This window comes from Burkholderia sp. MSMB1589WGS (assembly GCF_001636105.1).
GTDB lineage: Bacteria > Pseudomonadota > Gammaproteobacteria > Burkholderiales > Burkholderiaceae > Burkholderia > Burkholderia humptydooensis.
The window spans coordinates 734,703-754,279 of record NZ_LNJT01000006.1 but is presented as its reverse complement, the minus strand read 5'-3'; the positions used below and the strand labels follow the sequence as shown (position 1 = coordinate 754,279).

At 69.1% G+C, this 19,577-nt stretch carries 16 protein-coding genes; 6 read left to right on the top strand and 10 right to left on the bottom strand.

Features of this window, described 5'->3' with window-relative positions; translation table 11 throughout:
- Positions 1–8: 8 nt before the first annotated feature.
- A complete protein-coding gene (locus WT16_RS05740; RefSeq protein WP_009892921.1) occupies positions 9–407 on the bottom strand; it encodes an acyl-CoA thioesterase in 399 nt (132 codons plus the stop codon).
- Positions 408–694: 287 nt separating this feature from the next.
- Here WT16_RS05740 and WT16_RS05735 point away from each other — a divergent pair, with 287 nt between their 5' ends.
- Positions 695–2,566: an ABC transporter ATP-binding protein/permease gene (locus WT16_RS05735; RefSeq protein WP_015601765.1), complete on the top strand. Its 1,872-nt coding sequence runs from the start codon at positions 695–697 to the stop codon at positions 2,564–2,566.
- A gap of 82 nt (positions 2,567–2,648) precedes the next feature.
- Here the strand turns inward: WT16_RS05735 and murU are convergent, their stop codons facing one another.
- Complete coding sequence (gene murU, locus WT16_RS05730) at positions 2,649–3,368, bottom strand: N-acetylmuramate alpha-1-phosphate uridylyltransferase MurU (RefSeq protein ID WP_015600985.1); 720 nt, start codon at positions 3,366–3,368, stop codon at positions 2,649–2,651.
- A gap of 3 nt (positions 3,369–3,371) precedes the next feature.
- Positions 3,372–4,406, bottom strand: coding sequence for a phosphotransferase (locus WT16_RS05725; protein WP_015600743.1), 1,035 nt, complete (start codon positions 4,404–4,406; stop codon positions 3,372–3,374).
- A gap of 212 nt (positions 4,407–4,618) precedes the next feature.
- On the opposite strand from WT16_RS05725, the gene WT16_RS05720 reads away from it, so the two are divergent.
- From WT16_RS05720 to rsmA, 4 genes are all read left to right on the top strand, one after another.
- On the top strand, positions 4,619–6,979 hold the full coding sequence (locus WT16_RS05720; protein ID WP_015600383.1) for an LPS-assembly protein LptD: 2,361 nt from the start codon (positions 4,619–4,621) through the stop codon (positions 6,977–6,979).
- Between the two features lie 66 nt (positions 6,980–7,045).
- Positions 7,046–8,392: a peptidylprolyl isomerase gene (locus WT16_RS05715; protein ID WP_059931168.1), complete on the top strand. Its 1,347-nt coding sequence runs from the start codon at positions 7,046–7,048 to the stop codon at positions 8,390–8,392.
- Between the two features lie 15 nt (positions 8,393–8,407).
- Positions 8,408–9,457, top strand: coding sequence for a 4-hydroxythreonine-4-phosphate dehydrogenase PdxA (pdxA, locus tag WT16_RS05710; RefSeq protein WP_063532872.1), 1,050 nt, complete (start codon positions 8,408–8,410; stop codon positions 9,455–9,457).
- Positions 9,458–9,488: 31 nt separating this feature from the next.
- Positions 9,489–10,316, top strand: coding sequence for a 16S rRNA (adenine(1518)-N(6)/adenine(1519)-N(6))-dimethyltransferase RsmA (gene rsmA / locus WT16_RS05705; RefSeq protein ID WP_059931171.1), 828 nt, complete (start codon positions 9,489–9,491; stop codon positions 10,314–10,316).
- A gap of 88 nt (positions 10,317–10,404) precedes the next feature.
- On the opposite strand, the gene WT16_RS05700 is transcribed toward rsmA, so the two are convergent.
- Entirely contained in the window at positions 10,405–11,343 is a 939-nt protein-coding gene (locus tag WT16_RS05700; protein ID WP_006024590.1) for a DMT family transporter, read from the bottom strand.
- Between the two features lie 316 nt (positions 11,344–11,659).
- On the opposite strand from WT16_RS05700, the gene gloA reads away from it, so the two are divergent.
- On the top strand, positions 11,660–12,049 hold the full coding sequence (gloA, locus tag WT16_RS05695) for a lactoylglutathione lyase (RefSeq protein ID WP_009911274.1): 390 nt from the start codon (positions 11,660–11,662) through the stop codon (positions 12,047–12,049).
- 84 nt (positions 12,050–12,133) lie between these two features.
- Here gloA and WT16_RS05690 read toward each other — a convergent pair whose 3' ends face one another.
- From WT16_RS05690 to lnt, 6 genes are all read right to left on the bottom strand, one after another.
- Positions 12,134–13,021, bottom strand: coding sequence for a SprT family zinc-dependent metalloprotease (locus WT16_RS05690; RefSeq protein WP_043282012.1), 888 nt, complete (start codon positions 13,019–13,021; stop codon positions 12,134–12,136).
- A gap of 47 nt (positions 13,022–13,068) precedes the next feature.
- On the bottom strand, positions 13,069–13,848 hold the full coding sequence (locus WT16_RS05685; RefSeq protein WP_006024593.1) for a lysophospholipid acyltransferase family protein: 780 nt from the start codon (positions 13,846–13,848) through the stop codon (positions 13,069–13,071).
- A 42-nt stretch (positions 13,849–13,890) separates the two neighbouring features.
- Positions 13,891–14,454 (bottom strand): D-glycero-beta-D-manno-heptose 1,7-bisphosphate 7-phosphatase, encoded by a 564-nt coding sequence (gmhB, locus tag WT16_RS05680; protein WP_006024594.1) that lies wholly within the window; start codon positions 14,452–14,454, stop codon positions 13,891–13,893.
- A 17-nt stretch (positions 14,455–14,471) separates the two neighbouring features.
- Entirely contained in the window at positions 14,472–16,571 is a 2,100-nt protein-coding gene (gene glyS, locus WT16_RS05675) for a glycine--tRNA ligase subunit beta (RefSeq protein WP_015600424.1), read from the bottom strand.
- A 16-nt stretch (positions 16,572–16,587) separates the two neighbouring features.
- The gene (gene glyQ / locus WT16_RS05670) at positions 16,588–17,595 is read right to left on the bottom strand and encodes a glycine--tRNA ligase subunit alpha (protein ID WP_006024596.1); all 1,008 of its coding nucleotides are present in this window, start codon (positions 17,593–17,595) and stop codon (positions 16,588–16,590) included.
- Between the two features lie 246 nt (positions 17,596–17,841).
- Positions 17,842–19,557, bottom strand: a complete 1,716-nt coding sequence (lnt, locus tag WT16_RS05665) for an apolipoprotein N-acyltransferase (RefSeq protein ID WP_059931177.1) — start codon at positions 19,555–19,557, stop codon at positions 17,842–17,844.
- Positions 19,558–19,577: the final 20 nt, after the last annotated feature.

Here is a 19,577-nt window from a genome sequence, read left to right as displayed (position 1 = left end):
CGCCGCGCTTATTCGAGCGGCGGCAGCGCGCGCGGGCGGCGATCGGCGTCGGTCGCGACGTAGGTGAGGGTTGCTTCCGTCACCTTGACGATCTCGCTCATCAGGCTCATCCGCTGCGCGTAGACCTCGACGTCGACCGTCACCGACGTGTTGCCCGTCTTCACGATGCTCGCGTAGAAGCTGAGCAGATCGCCGACGAACACCGGCTGCTTGAACAGGAACGAATTGACCGCGACCGTCGCGACCCGACCGTTCGCGCGGCGGCTCGCCGGGATCGAGCCCGCGATGTCGACCTGCGCCATGATCCAGCCGCCGAACACGTCGCCGTGGACGTTCGCGTCGGACGGTTGCGGGACGACGCGCAGCGCGGGCGGTTTTTGCGGGAGTTGCATGGGCGAATCGGTCATGGTTGAAGCTTCCATCTTGTAAGAAAAGCGGCCGGCTTGCGCGTATTCGGCGGCCGTCGCCGGAGATGCGGCGGACAGCGGCGTGAACCGGCTTCTGAGACAATGCAGAGTTCTGAAATTGTACGAGAAAGTGTGGATTTGGGCCGGGCCTCGCAGGCCGGGGCCTCGCAGGCCGGGGCCGCGCCGCGCACGCGCCGCCGCGTAGCGTGATGCGCGCCGCATCGACGGCCGGCCAGGAAAGCCCGACACGCCCACTTTCACCGACGAAGCGAACCCACGAACTCCCCATGCGCCGCTATCCCGCTTCCTCCGAGCCCGCGCCCGCCGCGACCGGGCCGCGCAACGACTGGCAGACGATCCGCTCGCTGCTGCCGTACCTGAGCGCCTACAAATGGCGCGTCGCGTTCGCGCTTTCGTGCCTGATCGGCGCGAAGGTCGCGAATCTCGGCGTGCCCGTCGTGATGAAGCGGATCGTCGACAGCCTCGCGGCCGTCCAGCATCTGACCGCGCTCGGCCGCGCCGAGCAGTCGGCGACCGTCGTGCTCGCGGGCGGCGTCGGGCTCCTCGTGATCGCCTATGCGCTCGTGCGGCTGTCGACGTCGCTCTTCACCGAGCTGCGCGAGATCCTGTTCTCGAAGGTGACGGAAAGCGCGGTGCGGCGGCTCGCGCTGCAGGTGTTCCGGCATCTGCACGGCCTGTCGCTGCGCTTTCATCTCGAGCGGCAGACGGGCGGCATGTCGCGCGACATCGAGCGCGGCACGCGCGGCATCCAGCAATTGATCTCGTATTCGCTGTACAGCATCCTGCCGACGCTCGTCGAAGTGGGGCTCGTGCTCGGCTTCTTCGTCGTCAAGTACGAGGCGTATTACGCATATGTGACGTTCGCCGCGCTCGTCGCTTACATCGCATTCACCGTGAAGGTGACCGAGTGGCGCACGCATTTCCGCCGCACGATGAACGAGCTCGATTCGCGGGCGAACTCGCGCGCGATCGATTCGCTGATCAACTACGAGACCGTCAAGTACTTCGGCAACGAGGAATGGGAGACGCAGCGCTACGACGAAAACCTGAAGCGCTACCGGAAGGCGGCGATCCGCTCGCAGAATTCGCTGTCGTTCCTGAACTTCGGCCAGCAGGCGATCATCGGCACGGGGCTCGTGTTCATCCTGTGGCGCGCGACGCAGGGCGTGCTCGCGGGCAGGCTCACGCTCGGCGATCTCGTGCTCATCAACACGTTCATGCTGCAACTGTACATTCCGCTCAACTTCCTCGGCGTCGTCTATCGGGAGCTGAAGCAGAGCCTGACCGACATGGACCGGATGTTCGGGCTGCTGTCGGCCGCGCGCGAAGTCGACGACGCGCCCGGCGCGAGCGCGCTGAAGGTGAGCGGCGCGCGAGTGCGTTTCGAGCGGGTCGATTTCAGCTACGAGCCGTCGCGGCAGATCCTGCGCGGCGTCGACTTCACGATCGAGGCGGGCTCGACGACCGCGGTCGTCGGCCACAGCGGCTCGGGCAAGTCGACACTGTCGCGCCTGCTGTTCCGCTTCTACGATCTCGATCGCGCGACGGGCGGCGCGATCACGATCGACGGCCAGGACATTCGCGACGTGAAGCAGGATTCGCTGCGGGCGTCGATCGGCATCGTGCCGCAAGACACCGTGCTCTTCAACGACACGATCTACTACAACATCGCGTACGGCCGGCCGTCGGCGACGCGCGACGAGGTGATCGCGGCCGCGCGCGCCGCGCACATCCACGCGTTCGTCGAGAGTCTGCCGAAGGGCTATGACACGCCCGTCGGCGAGCGTGGGCTCAAGCTGTCGGGCGGCGAGAAGCAGCGCGTCGCGATCGCGCGGACGATCCTGAAGAATCCGCCGATCCTCGTGTTCGACGAGGCGACGTCGGCGCTCGATTCGCGTTCCGAGCGCGCGATCCAGCACGAGCTCGACCAGATCGCGCGGCACCGGACGACGCTCGTGATCGCGCACCGCTTGTCGACCGTCGTGCATGCGGACCAGATCATCGTGATGGACCACGGGCGCATCGTCGAGCGCGGCACGCACGCGGAGCTGCTGCGCGCGGACGGCCTCTACGCGCAGATGTGGGCGTTGCAGCAGCAGCGCGCGGCGGCCGACGGCGCGGCGGCGGAAGAGGTTTGACGAAGCGGGGCGGGACGGGCGACGACGCCGCGCGTTTCGGCGAGCCGGTCGATCCGGCGGCGAAGCGACCGGGCCGGCGCTCTCAGCGGGCGGCCTTCAACGCCGCATCGAGCTCGCCCAGTTGCGCGGCCGTGCCGACGTTCTCCCACGCTCCGGTGTGGAGCTCGCCCGTCGCGCGGCGCGCGGCGATCGTCTCGCGGTAATAGGGGGCGAGCGCGCGGCGCGTGCCGGCGGGCAGATCGCGGAACATCCGCGTGTCGTACAGCGCGATGCTGCCGAACGTGACGCGCGCGGCGCCGTCGAGCGACAGCCGGCCGCTGCCGTCGAGCGCGAAATCGCCCGCCGGATGGAACGGCGGGTTCGGCACCATCACGAGATGCATGCCGGGCTCGGATGCCGAGGCGAGCGCGGCTGCACGCTCCCGCAGCGCCGCGTAATCGAAGTCCGCATAGATATCGCCCGCGACGCCGACGAACACCTTCGGCCCGCCGCCGCCCTCGATGAGCGGCAGCGCCTGCGCGATCCCGCCCGCGGTCTCGAGCGCCTCGCGCTCGGCGGAATACAGGAGCCGCACGCCCCAGCGCGAGCCGTCGCCGAGCGCGGCCTCGATCTGCGCGCCGAGCCACGCATGGTTGACGACGATCGTGCGAATGCCCGCCGCGGCGAGCCGCTCGATCTGCCAGACGATCAGCGGCTTGCCGCCCGCGACGAGAAGTGGCTTCGGCGTCGTGTCGGTAAGCGGGCGCATCCGTTCGCCGCGCCCGGCGGCGAAGATCATCGCCGTATCGAGTGTGTGCGTCATCGTTCAGAACGTGTAGCCGACGTCGGCCGTCTTGCCTTCGAGATCGTCGAGGAGCCTCGCGAACGGCGCGAGCGGCCGGTAGCGCAGCGCGACGCGCTGCGCGTAGCCGAGAAAGCGCGGCAGATCGGCGAGATAGTGCGGCTTGTGATCGCGGTAGTTGATGCGCGCGAACAGGCCGAGCACCTTGATGTGGCGCTGCAGGCCCATCCATTCGAGCTGCCGGTAGAACTCGCCGAAATCCGGCTCGACGGGCAGCCCCGCCTTCTTCGCTCTTTCCCAGTAGTACGCGAAGCAGTCGAGCTCGAACGCTTCGTCCCAACTGATGAACGCGTCGCGCATGAGCGACACCACGTCGTACGTGAGCGGCCCGTAGACGGCGTCCTGGAAGTCGAGCACGCCCGGGTTCGGCTCCGCGATCATCAGGTTGCGAGGCATGAAGTCGCGCAGCATGTAGCCCTGCGGTTGCGCCTTCGCGCTCGCGATCAGCAGCGCGAACGTGCGCTCGAGCACGCCGCGCGCGTCGTCGGACAGCGTCTTGTCGAGATGCCGGCCGACGTACCATTCGGGCATCAGCTCCATCTCGCGGCGCAGGAACGCTTCGTCGAACGGCGGCAGCACGCCCTCGCGCGACGCGAGCTGCCAGCGGATCAGCGCGTCGAGCGCGTCGCGCATCAGCGGCCGCGCGGCGGCGGGCGCCGCCGGGTCGAGCGCCGAGATGTACGGGCGCGTGCCGAGATCGGTGACGAGCATGAAGCCCGCATCGAAGTCGTGCTCGAGCACCTTCGGCACGTGGACGCCGGCCGCGTCGAGCAGTTGCGCGATCTGCGCGAACTCGCGGCATTTCTCGGGCGGCGGCGCGTCGACGGCGATCGCCGTGCCGCCCGGCGCGGCCGCGCTCGCGACGCGGAAATAGCGGCGGAAGCTCGCGTCGGCGGACGCCGGGGCGAGCGACGCGAGGTCGAGCGCGTAGCGGTCGGCGAAAGTGGCGAGCCAGGCGGCGAGGCGGGCGAGACGGGGATCGGCTGGGGGCTGCGTCATTGAAAGTCGGGGAGGGGGAACGTCTTGCCATATAATACCCCACGACTTTTTTGACGCGTCCCGTGTCAATTCCCGCCGGCGCGGGCCCGCAGCCCGCCACGCCGTCCGTTTGCCCGTTTCCCCCGGTATGCGCGAAGCCGCAGTCACGGTTCGATTGCGCGGGCGCGGCATGCGGAGGCCGGGCTTGACAGGGGCGATTCGCCGAACGATAGATGCCGCCTAAAACGTTATTCCCGCTCGTCCCAGCTTGCGATGCCGCGCCGCGCAAAAAACGGCTCGCGGTCGCGCTTTTGGCCGTACCGGGCCTCGTGCCGGCGGTGTCGCAGGCCCAGTTGTCGGGCGTCGCGGCCGAGCCGCAGACGTTCGGCTCGCCGTGGGACCTGCGCCTCGCGCCGCAGCTCGACGAGCATCCGCAAAAACAGGGCGGCAAGCCCGCGACGTTCGTGCTCGCCGATCACACGGGCGGCACCGCCGACCAGGATCTCGCCGCGAAGGGTTCGGCCGAGATCCGCCGCGGCAACGCGGTCGTCAAGGCGGATGCGATCCACTACGATCAGGACACCGACATGGCCGACGCGTACGGCAAGGTCACGGTGGCCAACGGCGGCACGACGTTCTCGGGGCCCGAGGCGCATCTGAAGGTCGAGGCGAACCAGGGCTTCATGACGACGCCGAAGTACCATTTCACGGCGACGGGCGGCTCGGGCAGCGCCGAGCGCGTGCAGCTCCTCGACAGCGAGCGCTCGGTGTTCACCAACGGCACGTACACGGGCTGCCAGTGCGCGACGAATCCGGCGTGGTACATCAAGGGCAGCGAGTTCGATTTCGACACGGGCGCGGACGAGGGCGTCGCGCGCAACGGCGTGCTGTTCTTCCAGGGCGTGCCGCTCTTCGGCAGCCCGTGGCTCACGTTTCCGCTGTCGGGCGAGCGGCGCAGCGGCTTCCTGCCGCCGACGTTCTCGCTCGATTCGTCGAGCGGCTTCGAGCTCGCGCTGCCGTACTACTTCAACATCGCGCCGAACCGCGACCTGACGATCACGCCGCACGTCATCTCGAAGCGCGGGATCTTCACGCAGGCGACGTTCCGCTACCTGTCGACGAATTACTCGGGCACGCTGACGGGCGAATACCTGCCCGACGACCGTGTCGCGAAGCGCAACCGCTACGCGATCTACTGGCAGCACCAGCAGAATTTCGGCAACGGCTTCGCCGGCTACATCTACTACAACAAGGTCTCGGACAACACGTATCCGGAGGATCTGGGCTCGACGAACCAGTTCCTGAACGGGATCCAGACCGTCTACCAGCAGGAAGCCGGCCTCACGTACAACAACGGGCCGTGGTCGGTGCTCGGGCGCTACCAGCACTGGCAGACGCTCGCGCCGTCGATCGCGCCGTACGGGCGCGAGCCGCAGTTGAACGTGAAGTACACGAAGTACAACGTCGGCGGCTTCGACTTCGGCGCGGAAGCCGACTATTCGCGCTTCCGGATCACGACGGCCGACCAGCCGGAAGGCGACCGCGTGATGTTCAACCCGTACGTGTCGTACGGGCTTTACGGTCCCGGCTACTTCTTCGTGCCGAAGGCGCAGTTGCACATCGCGTCGTACGACCTGACGACGACGACGGGCGGCGTGCCCGATCAGGCGAAGCGCTTCACGTACTCGATCCCGACGCTCAGCCTCGACACCGGGCTCGTGTTCGACCGCTCGGTGCGCCTGTTCGGCCAGGATTTCATCCAGACGCTGGAGCCGCGCCTGTACTACGTGTACACGCCGTACCGGAACCAGTCTAACGCGCCGCTCTTCGACACGGCCGTGTCGGACTTCGGGCTCGCGGAGATCTTCACGCCGAACACGTTCGTCGGCAACGACCGGATCGCCGACGCGAACCGCCTGACGGCCGCGCTCACGACCCGCTTCATCAATCCGACGACGGGCGACGAGCGCGCGCGCTTCGTGATCGCGCAGCAGTACTACTTCACCGATCAGCGCGTGACGCTTCTGCCGACCGAGGCGCCCGCGACCGCGCGGCACTCGGACCTGATCCTCGGCGCGTCGGTCAAGCTCGGCGCGGGCTTCGCGTCGGAGACGGCGTTCCAGTACAACGTCGACAACAACCAGCTCGTGAAGTCGAGCGTCGGCTTCGGCTACAGCCCGGGCGAGCGGCGCGTGATCAACGTCGGCTACCGCTACACGCGGCAGAATCCGACGCTCAGCAACGAGCCGATCAACCAGATCCTCGTGTCCGCGCAGTGGCCGCTCACGCGGCGGCTCTACACGGTGGGCCGCTTCAACTACGATCTCGCGAGCAGCCGGGTTGTCGACGGTCTCGTCGGCTTCCAGTACGATGCCGACTGCTGGGCGTTCGGCGTCGGCATCCAGCGCTACGCGAACGGCGTGAACTCGTCGGGGCAGCAGCATTCGTCGACCCGCGTGCTCGCGCAACTCGTGCTCAAGGGGCTGACGAGCATCGACAACGGCCTCGTGTCGGCGTTCCGCGCCGGCGTGCAGGGCTACACGCCGCTGCCGCCCGCGCCTGCGCCGCTGTCGCGTTTCAGCAATTACGATTAACCGCCGACGAGGCGTTCGCGGCGAGCGGCGTTTGCGCAGCCCGCTTTCAATGGAGTACCTGTGGCAATGAAGAAAACCCTTCGCTTCGCGGCTGTCGCATCCGGTCTGGTCGCGTCGCTCATCACGGTCGCGCCGCCGGCGTCCGCGCAGGCGCTGCGCGCGCAGGGCGCGTCGCTCGCCGACGAGGTGGTCGCCGTCGTCAACAACGACGTGATCACCGGGCGCGAGCTCGATCAGCGCGTGGGCCTGATCGCGCGCCGCCTGCAGCAGCAGAAGGCGCCCGTGCCGCCGACGGACCAGTTGCGCGCGCAGGTGCTGAACCAGATGGTGCTCGAGCGCATCCAGGTCCAGCGGGCGAAGGACGACGGCATCGTCGTCGACAACGCGACCGTGCAGGCGACGCTCGGCCGTCTCGCGCAGGCGAACGGCATGCCGCTCGACCAGTACAAGGCGCGCATCGAGGCGCAGGGCGTGCCGTGGGACCTGTTCGTGCGCGACGCGCGCACCGAGCTGATGCTCTCGAAGCTGCGCGAGAAGGAGGTCGACAGCAAGATCACCGTGTCGGACGCCGAGGTCGCGAGCTACATCGCGAGCCAGCGCGGCCCGAACGCGGGCTCGCAGCAGGATCTGCGGCTCGAGCACATCTTCGTGAAGGCGCCGACCAACGCGCCGCAGGCCGACATCGACGCCGCGCAGAAGAAGGCTGACGGCCTGCTGCAGCAGGCGCTCGCGTCGGGCGCCAATTTCGAGCGGCTCGCGAAGAGCCAGTCGGAAGCCGACGATGCGAAGAAGGGCGGCGATCTCGGCTTCAAGTCGCCGTCGTCGCTGCCGTCCGACGTCGTCGACGCCGTGTCGAAGCTGCGCCCCGGCGAGGTCAACCCGACGCTCATCCGCGTGCCGGACGGCTTCGAGATCGTGCGCCTCGTCGAGCGCCGCGCGAGCCAGAATCCGGCCGCGTCGCCGAAGATCGTGCAGACGCACGTGCGCCACATCCTGCTGCGCGTCGGCGAAGGCAAGTCGGAATCGCAGGCGCGCCAGCAACTGATCGACATCCGCCGGCAGATCGAGGCGGGCGGCGATTTCGAGAAATTCGCGCGCACCTACTCGCAGGACGGCTCGGCGTCGCAGGGCGGCGATCTCGGCTGGATCAGCCCGGGCGAGACGGTGCCCGAATTCGAGCGCGCGATGAACACGCTGCAGGACGGCCAGGTCAGCAACCCGGTGCGCACCGAGTACGGCTACCACCTGATCCAGGTGCTCGGCCGCCGCGACGCGGAGGGCTCGGTGCAGCAGCAGATGGACATCGCGCGCCAGGCGATCGGCCAGCGCAAGGCCGAGCAGGCGTATTCCGACTGGCTGCGCGAGCTGCGCGACTCGTCGTACGTGCAGATCAAGCTGCCCGTCGTCCAGTAGGCACATAGGCGCATCATGTCCGCCCGTCCGCAGCCGCTGCGCATTGCGATCACGACCGGCGAGCCGGCCGGCGTCGGCCCCGAGCTGACGGCCCGCGCGCTCGACGACGCGGCGGCGCGCTGGCCGGATGCGCACTTCACGGTGCTCGGCGACGCGAGCCTGATCGCCGAGCGCGCGGCGGCGGCGGGCGTCGACTGGGCGCGCGTGACGGCGGGCGGCGCGAACGCGCATGTCGCCAACGCGCACGTCGCCAACGCGCATGTCGCGAACGCGCATGTCGCCGTCGCGCATCGCGCGCTTGCCGCGCCCGCCGAAGCGGGCAAGCTGAATCCGGCGAACGGGCGCTATGTGCTCGATCTGCTCGATGCGGCGATCGACGGCGCGCTCGCAGGCGAATACGACGCGATCGTCACCGCGCCGCTGCAAAAGAGCACGATCAACGACGCCGGCGTGCCGTTTACCGGCCACACCGAATATCTCGCCGAGCGCACGCACACGCCGCGCGTCGTGATGATGCTCGCGGGCACGGGCGAGCGGCCGCTGCGCGTCGCGCTCGCGACGACGCACCTGCCGCTCAAGGACGTGCCGGCCGCGCTGACGATCGACGGCCTGGTCGACACGCTCTCGATCGTCGATCGCGACCTGCGCCGCAGCTTCGGCCTCGCCGCGCCGCGCATCCTCGTGACGGGCCTCAATCCGCATGCGGGCGAGAACGGCTATCTCGGCCGCGAGGAAATCGACGTGATCGGGCCTGCGCTCGAACGCGCGCGGGCGGCGGGCATCGACGCGCGCGGCCCGTATCCGGCCGACACGCTGTTCCAGCCGCGCTACCTCGAGCACGCCGATTGCGTGCTCGCGATGTTCCACGATCAGGGGCTGCCGGTTCTCAAGTACGCGACGTTCGGCGAGGGCATCAACGTCACGCTCGGCCTGCCGATCATCCGCACGTCGGTCGATCACGGCACGGCGCTCGATCTCGCCGGCACGGGCCGCGCCGATCCGGGCAGCCTTGTCGCGGCCATCGACACCGCGGTGACGATGGCGCGCCATCGGCGCACGGCCTGAGTTTTCGCGTCATCCGTTTTTCTATCTTTCGATGTCGAACAGCAGACAGCACCAAGGGCATTTCGCGCGCAAGCGCTTCGGGCAGAACTTTCTCGTCGATCACGGCGTGATCGACGCGATCGTCGCGGCGATTCGTCCCGAACGCGGCGAGCGGATGGTCGAGATCGGGCCGGGCCTCGGCGCGCTCACGGGGCCCGTGATCGCGCGGCTCGCGACGCCCGATTCGCCGCTGCATGCGGTCGAGCTCGACCGCGATCTGATCGGCCGCCTCAAGGCGCGCTTCGGCGAACTGCTCGAGCTGCACGCGGGCGATGCGCTCGCATTCGATTTCGGCTCGCTCGCGCGGCCGGGCGACCAGCCGTCCCTGCGGATCATCGGCAACCTGCCGTACAACATTTCCAGCCCGCTGCTGTTCCATCTGATGGCGTTTGCGCCCGTCGTGATCGACCAGCACTTCATGCTGCAGAACGAGGTCGTCGAGCGGATGGTCGCCGAGCCGGGCACGAAGGCGTTCAGCCGGCTGTCGGTGATGCTCCAGTACCGCTACGTGATGGACAAGCTGATCGACGTGCCGCCCGAATCGTTTCAGCCGCCGCCGAAGGTCGATTCGGCGATCGTGCGGATGATCCCGCATGCGCCGCACGAGCTGCCGGCCGTCGATCCGGCGGTGCTCGGCGAAGTCGTGACGGCCGCGTTCTCGCAGCGCCGCAAGATGCTGCGCAACACGCTCGGCGGCTATCGCGATCTCGTCGATTTCGATGCGCTCGGCTTCGATCTCGCGCGCCGCGCGGAAGACGTCGGGGTCGACGAGTACGTGCGCGTCGCGCAGGCGGCGGGCGCGGCGCGGGCGGGCCGCTGAAAGCGATGGGCCGCCGCGCGGGCGACGCGTCGCGGGATCGCTCGTCCGGCGTCGGCGATCGCGCCGCCGTTTCCCGCTTCGCCTATGCCTATTTGCGACCGCCGCGCGGCGGCGCGTTGACGAGCGCGATGCCCGCGAGCACGAGCGCCGCCGCCGCGACGAAGCGCGGGCCGATCGCGTCGCCGAGCAGCAGCACGCCGAAGCTCACGCCGAAGAGCGGTGCGAGAAACGTGAACACGGAGAGCCGCGCCGCGCTGTAGCGCGTGAGCAGCCAATACCACGCGAGATAGCTCGCGAACGCGACGATCACGCCCTGATACGCAAGGCTCGCGACGGCGAGCGGCGTCACGTTCGCGAACGTCGTCTGGCGGGTGACGACGGCGAGCCCGAGCAATACCGCCGACGACACGGTCAACTGATAGAACAGCGTCTTGCTCGCGCTCGCGCGCGCGAGCGGCGTCGAGCGCACGACGACCGTCGTCGCCGCCCACATCACGCCCCCGAGCACGCCGAGCGCGTCGCCCGCGAGTCCGGCGAGCGCCGATGCGCCGCCGGCGGCCGGCCGCGCGAAGCCGTCGGCGAACGCGACCGCGATGCCCGCGAACGCGATCGCGACGCCCGACCATTGCAGGCGGCGCATCTTCTCGCCTGGCGCGAACAGGTGAAGGCCGAGCGCGGTGAAGCACGGCGCGGTGTACAGAAAGATCGCCATGCGCGCGGCGCTCGTCAGCGTGAGGCCGAAGAACAGGCAGACGAATTCGCCCGCGAACAGCGTGCCCGCGACGATGCCGGCCGCGAACGTGCCGTCCGCGCGAAAGAGCGACGTGCCGCGCGCGCTCGCCCACGCCCATACGCCGAGCGCCGCGATCGCCGAGCGCAGTCCGGCCTGGAGCATCGGCGGGATCGCGTGCGTCGCGCTCTTGATCGCGACTTGCTGAAAGCCCCAGATCGCGCACAGCAGGACCATCACGCCGATCGCGCGCAGATCGAGCGACGGACGCGCCGGCGCGCCGGCGACGGCGCTCATCGGGCGCTCCCGAAGGCGGCGCGAGCCGCGGACGTGCCGGCGGCCGGGCGCCCGGTGGGCAGGCTCGGTTTCAGGAAGACCAGGAAGCAGGTTCGCACGGTTTGCAAGCCGACGGACTCGGCTGTCGGAAAGAGTGGTGGAAAGAGCGGTTCGATTCGCCGCGCGCTGCCGGGCTGCCCGACGCGACGATCTTAACCGATCGACATGCGCGCCGCGCATCGTCCCTGCCGCGCGGATGGGCGATGCGGCGCCCGGCGGAAATCGCGCGGGTCTGGTACATTCGCACGTTCAAGCAAGTCCCCACGGAGTACCCATCATGCGTTTGCTTCACACGATGCTGCGAGTCGGCGATCTCGACCGCTCGATCAAGTTCTACACCGAGCTGCTCGGCATGAAATTGCTGCGCCGCCAAGACTATCCGGACGGGAAATTCACGCTCGCGTTCGTCGGCTACGGCGACGAGCGGGACCACACGGTCATCGAGCTCACCCACAACTGGGACACGAAATCGTACGAGCTCGGCACGGGCTTCGGCCATCTCGCGCTCGAGGTCGAAGACGCGTACAAGGCGTGCGAGCAGATCAAGGCGCAAGGCGGCAAGGTCACGCGCGAAGCCGGCCCGATGAAGCACGGCACGACGGTGATCGCGTTCGTCGAAGATCCGGACGGCTACAAGATCGAGTTCATCCAGCGCAAGGCTCACTGAGCGCTGTCTCGCCGCGCGGGGCGCCGCGGCGCCCCGCGCCGGCCTGCGTTTGGGCGCGCGTGCGCTCATGCATGCGCGCGCTGCTCAGAGCGCCGGCAGCAGCTCCGGCGGATGGTGCTTCAGCGTGTGCCGCGCTTCGCGGAATTCCGGGAAGATCGATTCGACCGTCTGCCAGAACGCCGGGCTATGGTTCATCTCGCGCAGATGCGACAGCTCGTGCGCGACGACATAGTCGACGATCGACATCGGGAAGTGGATGAGCCGCCAGTTCAGGCGGATCTTGCCGTCGCTCGAGCAACTGCCCCAGCGCGTCGCGGCCGACGACAGCGCATACATCGAATACGTGACGCCGAGCTTCTGCGCATACACGGCGAGCTGCTCGCCGAAGATCCGCTTGGCCTCGCCCTGCAGCCAGCCCTGCACGCGATCCTTGATCTGCTGCTCGCTCGCGTGCGCGGGCAGCCCGAGCTCCAGCGTCGCGGCAACCGGATCGAAGCTGAGCGCGCCCTTCGCCGACGCGAGCACGATGCTGACGGGCCTGCCGAGATACGGAATCTGCGCGCCTTCCTTCCAGTCGATCTGCGGCAGCGCGCGCTGCTCGGCGCGCGTCTGCCATTCGGCGAGCTTGTTGAAGATCCAGCGGCGCTTCTCGGCGATCGCCGCTTCGATGTCGGCGAGCGTCACCCAGCGCGGCGCGGTGATCGTGAGACCGTTGCCGTCGATCGCGAAGCCGATCGTGCGGCGCGCGGAGCGCTTCAGCTTGTATTCGAGCACGCGGCCGTCGAGCGCGAGCGTGCGGCGGCGGGAGCGGTCGGCCTCGGGCGGCGTCGCGGGCGGGACGGGCGAGGCGGGCGGCGCGGCGGAAGGGGAAGCGGGGGGCGGCGCGGCGGCCGGCCCGTCGAAGAGCGGCAGGTCGAGCTGGCGGTGATCGAGAGCCACGACGGCCGGCCGTGGCCTGGGACGCTTCGGCATCAGTTCGCTTCGTTTGGCAGTGCGCAATGGGTGAAACTCGCTTGACTTCAGGGATGCGCGGCGTCGGACGCGCGCTCGGCGCCGCGTGCGCCGTCGCGCTCGTGCCGGTACGCGTCCGGATCGATGCGGCGCATTTCCGCTTCGATCCAGTTCTCGACGCGATCGTTCAATTGGTCGGGGGTGAGGCCCTGCGTGTCGATCGGCTTGCCGATCGACACCGTGACGGTGCCGGGGTACTTCGTGAACGAGTTGCGCGGCCACACGCGCCCCGCGTTGTGCGCGATCGGCACGACGGGCGCGCCCGCGCCGAGCGCGAAGCGCGCACCGCCCGTCTTGTACTTGCCCTGGCTGCCGACCGGCGTGCGCGTGCCTTCGGGGAACATGATGACCCACGCGCCGTCCGCCATCCGCTTGCGGCCCTGGCGGATCACCGAGTCGAACGCGTTCTTGCCGTCCTTGCGGTTGATGTGGACCATGTGCAGCATCCCGAGCGCCCAGCCGAAGAACGGCACGTACAGCAGCTCGCGCTTGAACACGTAGCAGAGCGGCTTCGGCATCAGCGCGGGCAGCGCGATCGTTTCCCATGCGGACTGATGCTTCGGCAGCAGCACGGCCGGGCCGTCGGGCAGGTTCTCGTAGCCTTCGACGCGGTACCGGATGCCGGTGAGCCAGCGCGCGGCGAAGAGCGTCGACCTGCACCAGCCGACCGCCATCCAGTAGCGCGCGTTCGGGCGCAGGAACGGGAACGCGATGAAGCACGCGGTTGCGTACGGCACCGTATAGACGATGAAATAGACGAGCAGCAGCAGGGAGCGGACGAAGCGCATCGGCGTGACGTTACGGTGAGGGAGGATGCGCGCGGGCTGGCATCACTCGTGTTCTTCGGAAAGGAAATCGAGCGCGAACGCGCGCAGGTCGTCGTGCACGCGCGTGCCTTCCGGCAGCCCGCCCGCGGCGAGCGTCTTCTTGCCCTTGCCCGTCAGCACGAGATGCGGCCGAAAGCCGAGCGCCGCGCCCGCCTGCAGGTCGCGCAGCGAATCGCCGACGACCGGCGTATCCGCCGGATCGATCTCGAAGCGCTCGGCGATCAGCTTCATCATCCCGGGCTTCGGCTTGCGGCAATCGCAATGGTCGTCGGCCGTGTGCGGGCAGAAGAACACCGCGTCGATCCGGCCGCCGACCGCGGCCGCCGCGCGATGCATCTTCAGGTGCATCGCGTTCAGCGTCGCCATGTCGAACAGGCCCCGGCCGATGCCCGACTGGTTCGTCGCGACGACGACGCGGTAGCCCGCGTGATTGAGCCGCGCGATCGCCTCGAGGCTGCCGGGCAGCGCGACCCATTCGTCGGGCGACTTGATGAACGCCTCCGAATCGACGTTGATGACGCCGTCCCGATCGAGGACGACGAGCTTCTTGCTGAGACTGATCGGCATCGCGTGGCTCCGGGCCTTCAGGCGGCGAGCTTCGAGATGTCCGCGACGCAGTTCATCTGCTGATGCAGCGCGGACAGGAGCGCGAGCCGGTTCGCGCGCAGCGCGGGGTCCTCGGCGTTGACCATCACGCCGTCGAAGAACGCGTCGACGGGCGCGCGCAGCGCGGCGAGCGCGGACAGGGCGCCCGTGTACGCGCGCGCCTCGAGCTGCGACTGCACGCGCGGCGTCACGTCGGCGAGCTGCTCGGCGAGCGCCTTCTCGGCCGCTTCGACGAAGAGCGCCGGCTGCACCGCGCCGTTCGCGCCGCTTTCCGACTTCCTCAGGATGTTCGAGATCCGCTTGTTCGCGGCCGCGAGCGCTTCGGCCTCCGCGAGGCGCGTGAACTCGCGCACCGCGTCGAGGCGCGCGACGATGTCGTCGAGGCGCGTCGGGTTCAGGCTCAGCACCGCGTCGACTTCGCCCGCCGTGTAGCCGCGCTCGCGCAGCAGGCCGCGCAGGCGGTCGACGAAGAACGCGTAGATCGCGTCGGTCGATTCGGCGACGCCCGGCACCGCCGCGAAGCGCTCGTACGCGGTGCGCAGCAGCCAGACGAGATCGAGCGGCAACTGCTTTTCGAGCAGCAGGCGCAGCACGCCGAGCGCGTGGCGGCGCAGCGCGAACGGGTCCTTCTCGCCCGTCGGCGCGAGGCCGATGCCCCAGATGCCGACGATCGTCTCGAGCTTGTCGGCGAGCGCGACCGCGGTCGACACGGGCGTCGCCGGCAGCGCGTCGCCAGAGAAGCGCGGCCGGTAGTGCTCGCTGCACGCGATCGCGACGTCTTCCGGCTCGCCGTCGTGGCGCGCGTAGTACGTGCCCATCGTGCCTTGCAGCTCGGGGAATTCGCCGACCATGTCGGTCAGCAAGTCGGCCTTCGCGAGGCGGGCCGCGCGGATCGCGACCGTCGCGTCGGCGCCGATCGCGGGCGCGATCTCGCCCGCGAGCGTTTCGAGGCGCTCGACGCGCGCGAGCTGCGAGCCGAGCTTGTTGTGATAGACGACGTTCGCGAGGAGCGGCACGCGCTCGGCGAGCGGCTTCTTCTTGTCCTGCTCGAAGAAGAACTTCGCGTCGGCGAGACGCGGGCGCACGACGCGCTCGTTGCCCTCGATGATCTCGCTCGGCGTCTTCGTCCCGATGTTCGACACGATCAGGAAGCGCGAGCGCAGCTTGCCCGCCGCGTCGGTGAGCGCGAAGTACTTCTGGTTCGTCTGCATCGTGAGGATCAGGCATTCCTGCGGGACCTGCAGGAACTCGTCCTCGAAGCGGCACGGATAGACGACCGGCCACTCGACGAGCGACGTCACTTCGTCGAGGAGCGCCTCGGGCATCACGACCTGGTCGCCGTTCGCGTTCGCTTCGAGCTGCGTGCGGATCGCTTCCTTGCGGCCCGCGAAGTGCGCGAGCACGCGGCCTTTCTCGCGCAGCGTGTCCGCATAGGCGCTCGCGTGCTGGATCGCGACGAGGCCGTCGGACAGGAAGCGGTGGCCGAGCGTCGTGTCGCCCGCGTCGATGCCGAACGCGGTGACGGGCACGATGCGATCGTCGCGCAGCACGGTCAGGCGGTGCACGGGGCGCACGAACTGCACGTCGGTGCCGTCCGGGCGCTGATAGGTCATCACCTTCGGGATCGGCAGCTTCGCGAGCGTTTCGTCGAGCGCGGCCTGCAGGCCGTCGGCGAGCGTCGCGCCGGGCGCCGCGTAATTGACGAAGAACGCTTCGGCCTTGCCGTCGTGCGCGCGCTCGAGATCGGCGATCGACAGGTTCGGGTGGCCGAGCGCCGCGAGCTTCTTCGCGAGCGGCGCGCTCGGCTTGCCCTCGGCGTCGAGCGCGACCGATACCGGCAGGACTTTTTCGCGGACCTGCTTCTCGGGCGCGACGGCGCGCACGTTCTGGACGACGACCGCGAGGCGGCGCGGCGTCGCGTAGCGTTCGAACGCGAGCTCGCCTTCGATCAGGTCGCGCGCGGCGAGGCGCTGCGCGATGCCTTCGGCGAACGCGTCGGAGAGGCGCGCGAGCGCTTTCGGCGGCAGCTCTTCGGTCAGCAGTTCGACGAGCAGGGATGCGGAATGGTTTTGCGTCATGGTGTGAAGAATCTCGTCAGTCCTGATCGATCTTGCGTTCGGCTTTCAGCGGCGGCGCCCACGCGGGCTGCGCGGCCTCCTGCGCGTCGGTGGTCAGGCCCGGCACGCCCGGCACCGGGTTGCCGATCATCGGGAAGCCGAGCTTCTCGCGCGAATCGTAGTACGCCTGCGCGACGAGCCGCGACAGCGCGCGGATGCGGCCGATGTACGCGGCGCGCTCGGTCACGGAGATCGCGCCGCGCGCGTCGAGCAGGTTGAACGTGTGGCCGGCCTTCAGCACGAGCTCGTACGCGGGCAGCGCGAGCTGCGCCTCGATCATCCGCTTCGCTTCGGATTCGTAGCTGTTGAAGAACGTGAACAGCAGCTCGACGTTCGCGTGCTCGAAGTTGTACGTCGACTGCTCGACTTCGTTCTGGTGGTAGACATCGCCGTAGGTGAGGCGCCGCAGCTCGGGGCCGTTCGGGCCCGGCTCTTCCCACTCGGTCCAGATCAGGTCGTAGACGTTCTCGACCTTCTGTAGATACATCGCGAGGCGCTCGAGGCCGTACGTGATTTCGCCGAGCACGGGCTTGCAGTCGAGGCCGCCCACCTGCTGGAAGTACGTGAACTGCGTGACTTCCATCCCGTTCAGCCACACTTCCCAGCCGAGGCCCCACGCGCCGAGCGTCGGGTTCTCCCAGTCGTCCTCGACGAAGCGCACGTCGTTCTGCTTCAGGTCGAAGCCGAGCGCTTCCAGCGAGCCGAGGTACAGGTCGAGGATGTTCTCCGGCGCCGGCTTGAGCACCACCTGATACTGGTAGTAGTGCTGCAGGCGGTTCGGGTTCTCGCCGTAGCGGCCGTCCTTCGGGCGGCGCGACGGCTGCACGTACGCGGCGCGCCACGGCTCGGGGCCGATCGCGCGCAGGAACGTGTGCACGTGCGACGTGCCGGCGCCGACTTCCATGTCGATCGGCTGGAGCAGGGCGCAACCCTGCCTGTCCCAATAGGACTGGAGCGTCAGGATGATTTGCTGAAACGTAAGCATGAGTGGCCTTCGTGGCGCCGGGCGCTCCGCTTCGGGCAGACGGCGGCGGCGGTGAGCGCCGCGCCGGCAGCTCGCGCGGCGCGCGGCTTGGGTCTGTGCTGAAACGCGTAATTTTACCGGATCGGCGGGCGGGTGCGGCCGCAACGGGGTGGGGCCGCCTCCATGCGCGTGCGCGGGCGGGGAAATCGCCGGAAAACACGCGGGCGTCGAACGCGGCGCGGCAGCGCGCGGCTCGTGCGGCAGGCGTCAGCCGCGCCGGCGCAGCCCCGGGCCGAACGCGAAGCCGAATGCGAGCAGCAGCAGCGACAGCGCGAGCACCGTCGCGTTGCCGCTCGTCACGTACGGCGTGCGGCCGGCGGTGCCCTCGATGCGCACGTCGAGGGAGCCGATCGTGAAGGGCTTCAGCCGGCCGATCACGCGGCCCTGCGCGTCGATTGCGGCCGTCATCCCGGTGTTCGTCGCGCGCAGCATCGGCCGGCCCGTTTCCAGCGAGCGCATCCGCGCGATCTGCAGGTGCTGGTCGAGCGCGATCGTGTCGCCGAACCACGCGAGGTTCGTCACGTTGACGAGCACGCCGGGCGACACCGGGTTGTCGCGGATCGTCGCCGCGATCTCCTCGCCGAAGATGTCCTCGTAGCAGACGTCGGCCATCACCGGCTGGTTGCGCACGATGAACGGCTGCTGGACGGGCGCGCCGCGCGCGAAATCGCCGAGCGGCATCTTCATCAGGTCGACGAACCAGCGAAAGCCCCACGGGATGAACTCGCCGAACGGCACCAGATGATGCTTGTCGTAGCGGTAGATGTCGCGCGAATGCGGCGTCACGCCGTACAGGCTGTTCGTGTAGTCGACGATCCTGCCGTCGTCCGTCACGGTGCCGCCGACCGCGCCGAACAGCACTGCCGTGTCGGTCGCGTCGCTGAAATTGCGCACCGCGCGCGCGAACGGCTCGGGCAGTTCCTGGATCAGCACCGCGATCGCGGTCTCGGGCGTGACGACGAGATCGGCGGGTTTCTCGGTGATCATCTTCTGGTACATCGCGATCGCCGCCTTGATGCCCGCTTCCTCGAACTTGATGTCCTGCTTCACGTTGCCTTGCAGCAGGCGCACCGTGAGCGGCGCGTTCGCGGGCACGGTCCACGGCACGAGCGCGAGCAGCGGGCCGAGCGCGACGAGCGCGGCGGCCGCGAGCGCCGGCGCCGCGACGCGCGGCGCGCGCAGCGCATGCGGCGCGATGCCGGCCGGCGCGTCGATTCGGCTGTTTCCGCCGCCGCTGTTGCGATCGTTGCCGCGGCTGCGGCCGCTTTCACGCGCGCGGACGATCGCCTGCACGACGAGCGCCGCGACGAGCGCGAGCACCCAGCCGATCCCGTAGACGCCGACGATCGACGCGTAGCCGGCGAGCGGCCCGTCGACTTGCGCGTAGCCGCTCGCGAGCCACGGAAAGCCGGTGAGCACGTTGCCGCGCAGCCATTCGCCGACGGCCCACGCGCTCGCGAACGCGAACGCGCCGTGCCAGGTCGGCGAGAACGGACGCGGGTCGGCCGCCTTGCCGTTTCGCGCGTGCCCCGCGCAGAACGACCAGAGCCCCGCCGAGAACGCCGGATAGATCGACAGGTACAGGCAGAACAGCACGAGCGCGCCGCCCGCGAGCGGCGCGGCCATCTCGCCGTACACGTGCATGCTGATGTAGAGCCACCAGATGCCGGTGATGAAGTTGCCGAAGCCGAACGCGCCGCCCGTGGCCGCCGCGTGCTTCCAGCTCGTCGTGCGCGTCAGTTGCGCGAACAGCCATGCGAACACGACGAGCTGCAGCCAGCCGCCGTGCGGCGTCGGCGCGAACGTCAGCGTGTTGGCCGCGCCGGCGAGGAGCGCGGCCGGATAGTGCCAGACGGGCAGCGCACGGCCGGCGGCCGTTGCGGAGACGCTCGATTGCGAGCGGGTCGAGATCGGTTCGGCCATGCGTTGCGTCGAAGGAGCGG

Bases quoted from the DNA above. Each gene is read 5' to 3' on its own strand.
- pdxA (WP_063532872.1), top strand. From the start codon at position 8,408: ATGTCCGCCCGTCCGCAGCCGCTGCGCATTGCGATCACGACCGGCGAG.
- WT16_RS05685 (WP_006024593.1), bottom strand. From the start codon at position 13,848: ATGCGCTTCGTCCGCTCCCTGCTGCTGCTCGTCTATTTCATCGTCTAT.
- WT16_RS05740 (WP_009892921.1), bottom strand. From the start codon at position 407: ATGACCGATTCGCCCATGCAACTCCCGCAAAAACCGCCCGCGCTGCGC.
- WT16_RS05700 (WP_006024590.1), bottom strand. From the start codon at position 11,343: ATGAGCGCCGTCGCCGGCGCGCCGGCGCGTCCGTCGCTCGATCTGCGC.
- WT16_RS05720 (WP_015600383.1), top strand. From the start codon at position 4,619: ATGCCGCCTAAAACGTTATTCCCGCTCGTCCCAGCTTGCGATGCCGCG.
- lnt (WP_059931177.1), bottom strand. From the start codon at position 19,557: ATGGCCGAACCGATCTCGACCCGCTCGCAATCGAGCGTCTCCGCAACG.
- gmhB (WP_006024594.1), bottom strand. From the start codon at position 14,454: ATGCCGATCAGTCTCAGCAAGAAGCTCGTCGTCCTCGATCGGGACGGC.
- glyQ (WP_006024596.1), bottom strand. From the start codon at position 17,595: ATGCTTACGTTTCAGCAAATCATCCTGACGCTCCAGTCCTATTGGGAC.
- glyS (WP_015600424.1), bottom strand. From the start codon at position 16,571: ATGACGCAAAACCATTCCGCATCCCTGCTCGTCGAACTGCTGACCGAA.
- WT16_RS05715 (WP_059931168.1), top strand. From the start codon at position 7,046: ATGAAGAAAACCCTTCGCTTCGCGGCTGTCGCATCCGGTCTGGTCGCG.
- WT16_RS05690 (WP_043282012.1), bottom strand. From the start codon at position 13,021: ATGCCGAAGCGTCCCAGGCCACGGCCGGCCGTCGTGGCTCTCGATCAC.
- rsmA (WP_059931171.1), top strand. From the start codon at position 9,489: ATGTCGAACAGCAGACAGCACCAAGGGCATTTCGCGCGCAAGCGCTTC.
- WT16_RS05725 (WP_015600743.1), bottom strand. From the start codon at position 4,406: ATGACGCAGCCCCCAGCCGATCCCCGTCTCGCCCGCCTCGCCGCCTGG.
- WT16_RS05735 (WP_015601765.1), top strand. From the start codon at position 695: ATGCGCCGCTATCCCGCTTCCTCCGAGCCCGCGCCCGCCGCGACCGGG.
- gloA (WP_009911274.1), top strand. From the start codon at position 11,660: ATGCGTTTGCTTCACACGATGCTGCGAGTCGGCGATCTCGACCGCTCG.
- murU (WP_015600985.1), bottom strand. From the start codon at position 3,368: ATGACGCACACACTCGATACGGCGATGATCTTCGCCGCCGGGCGCGGC.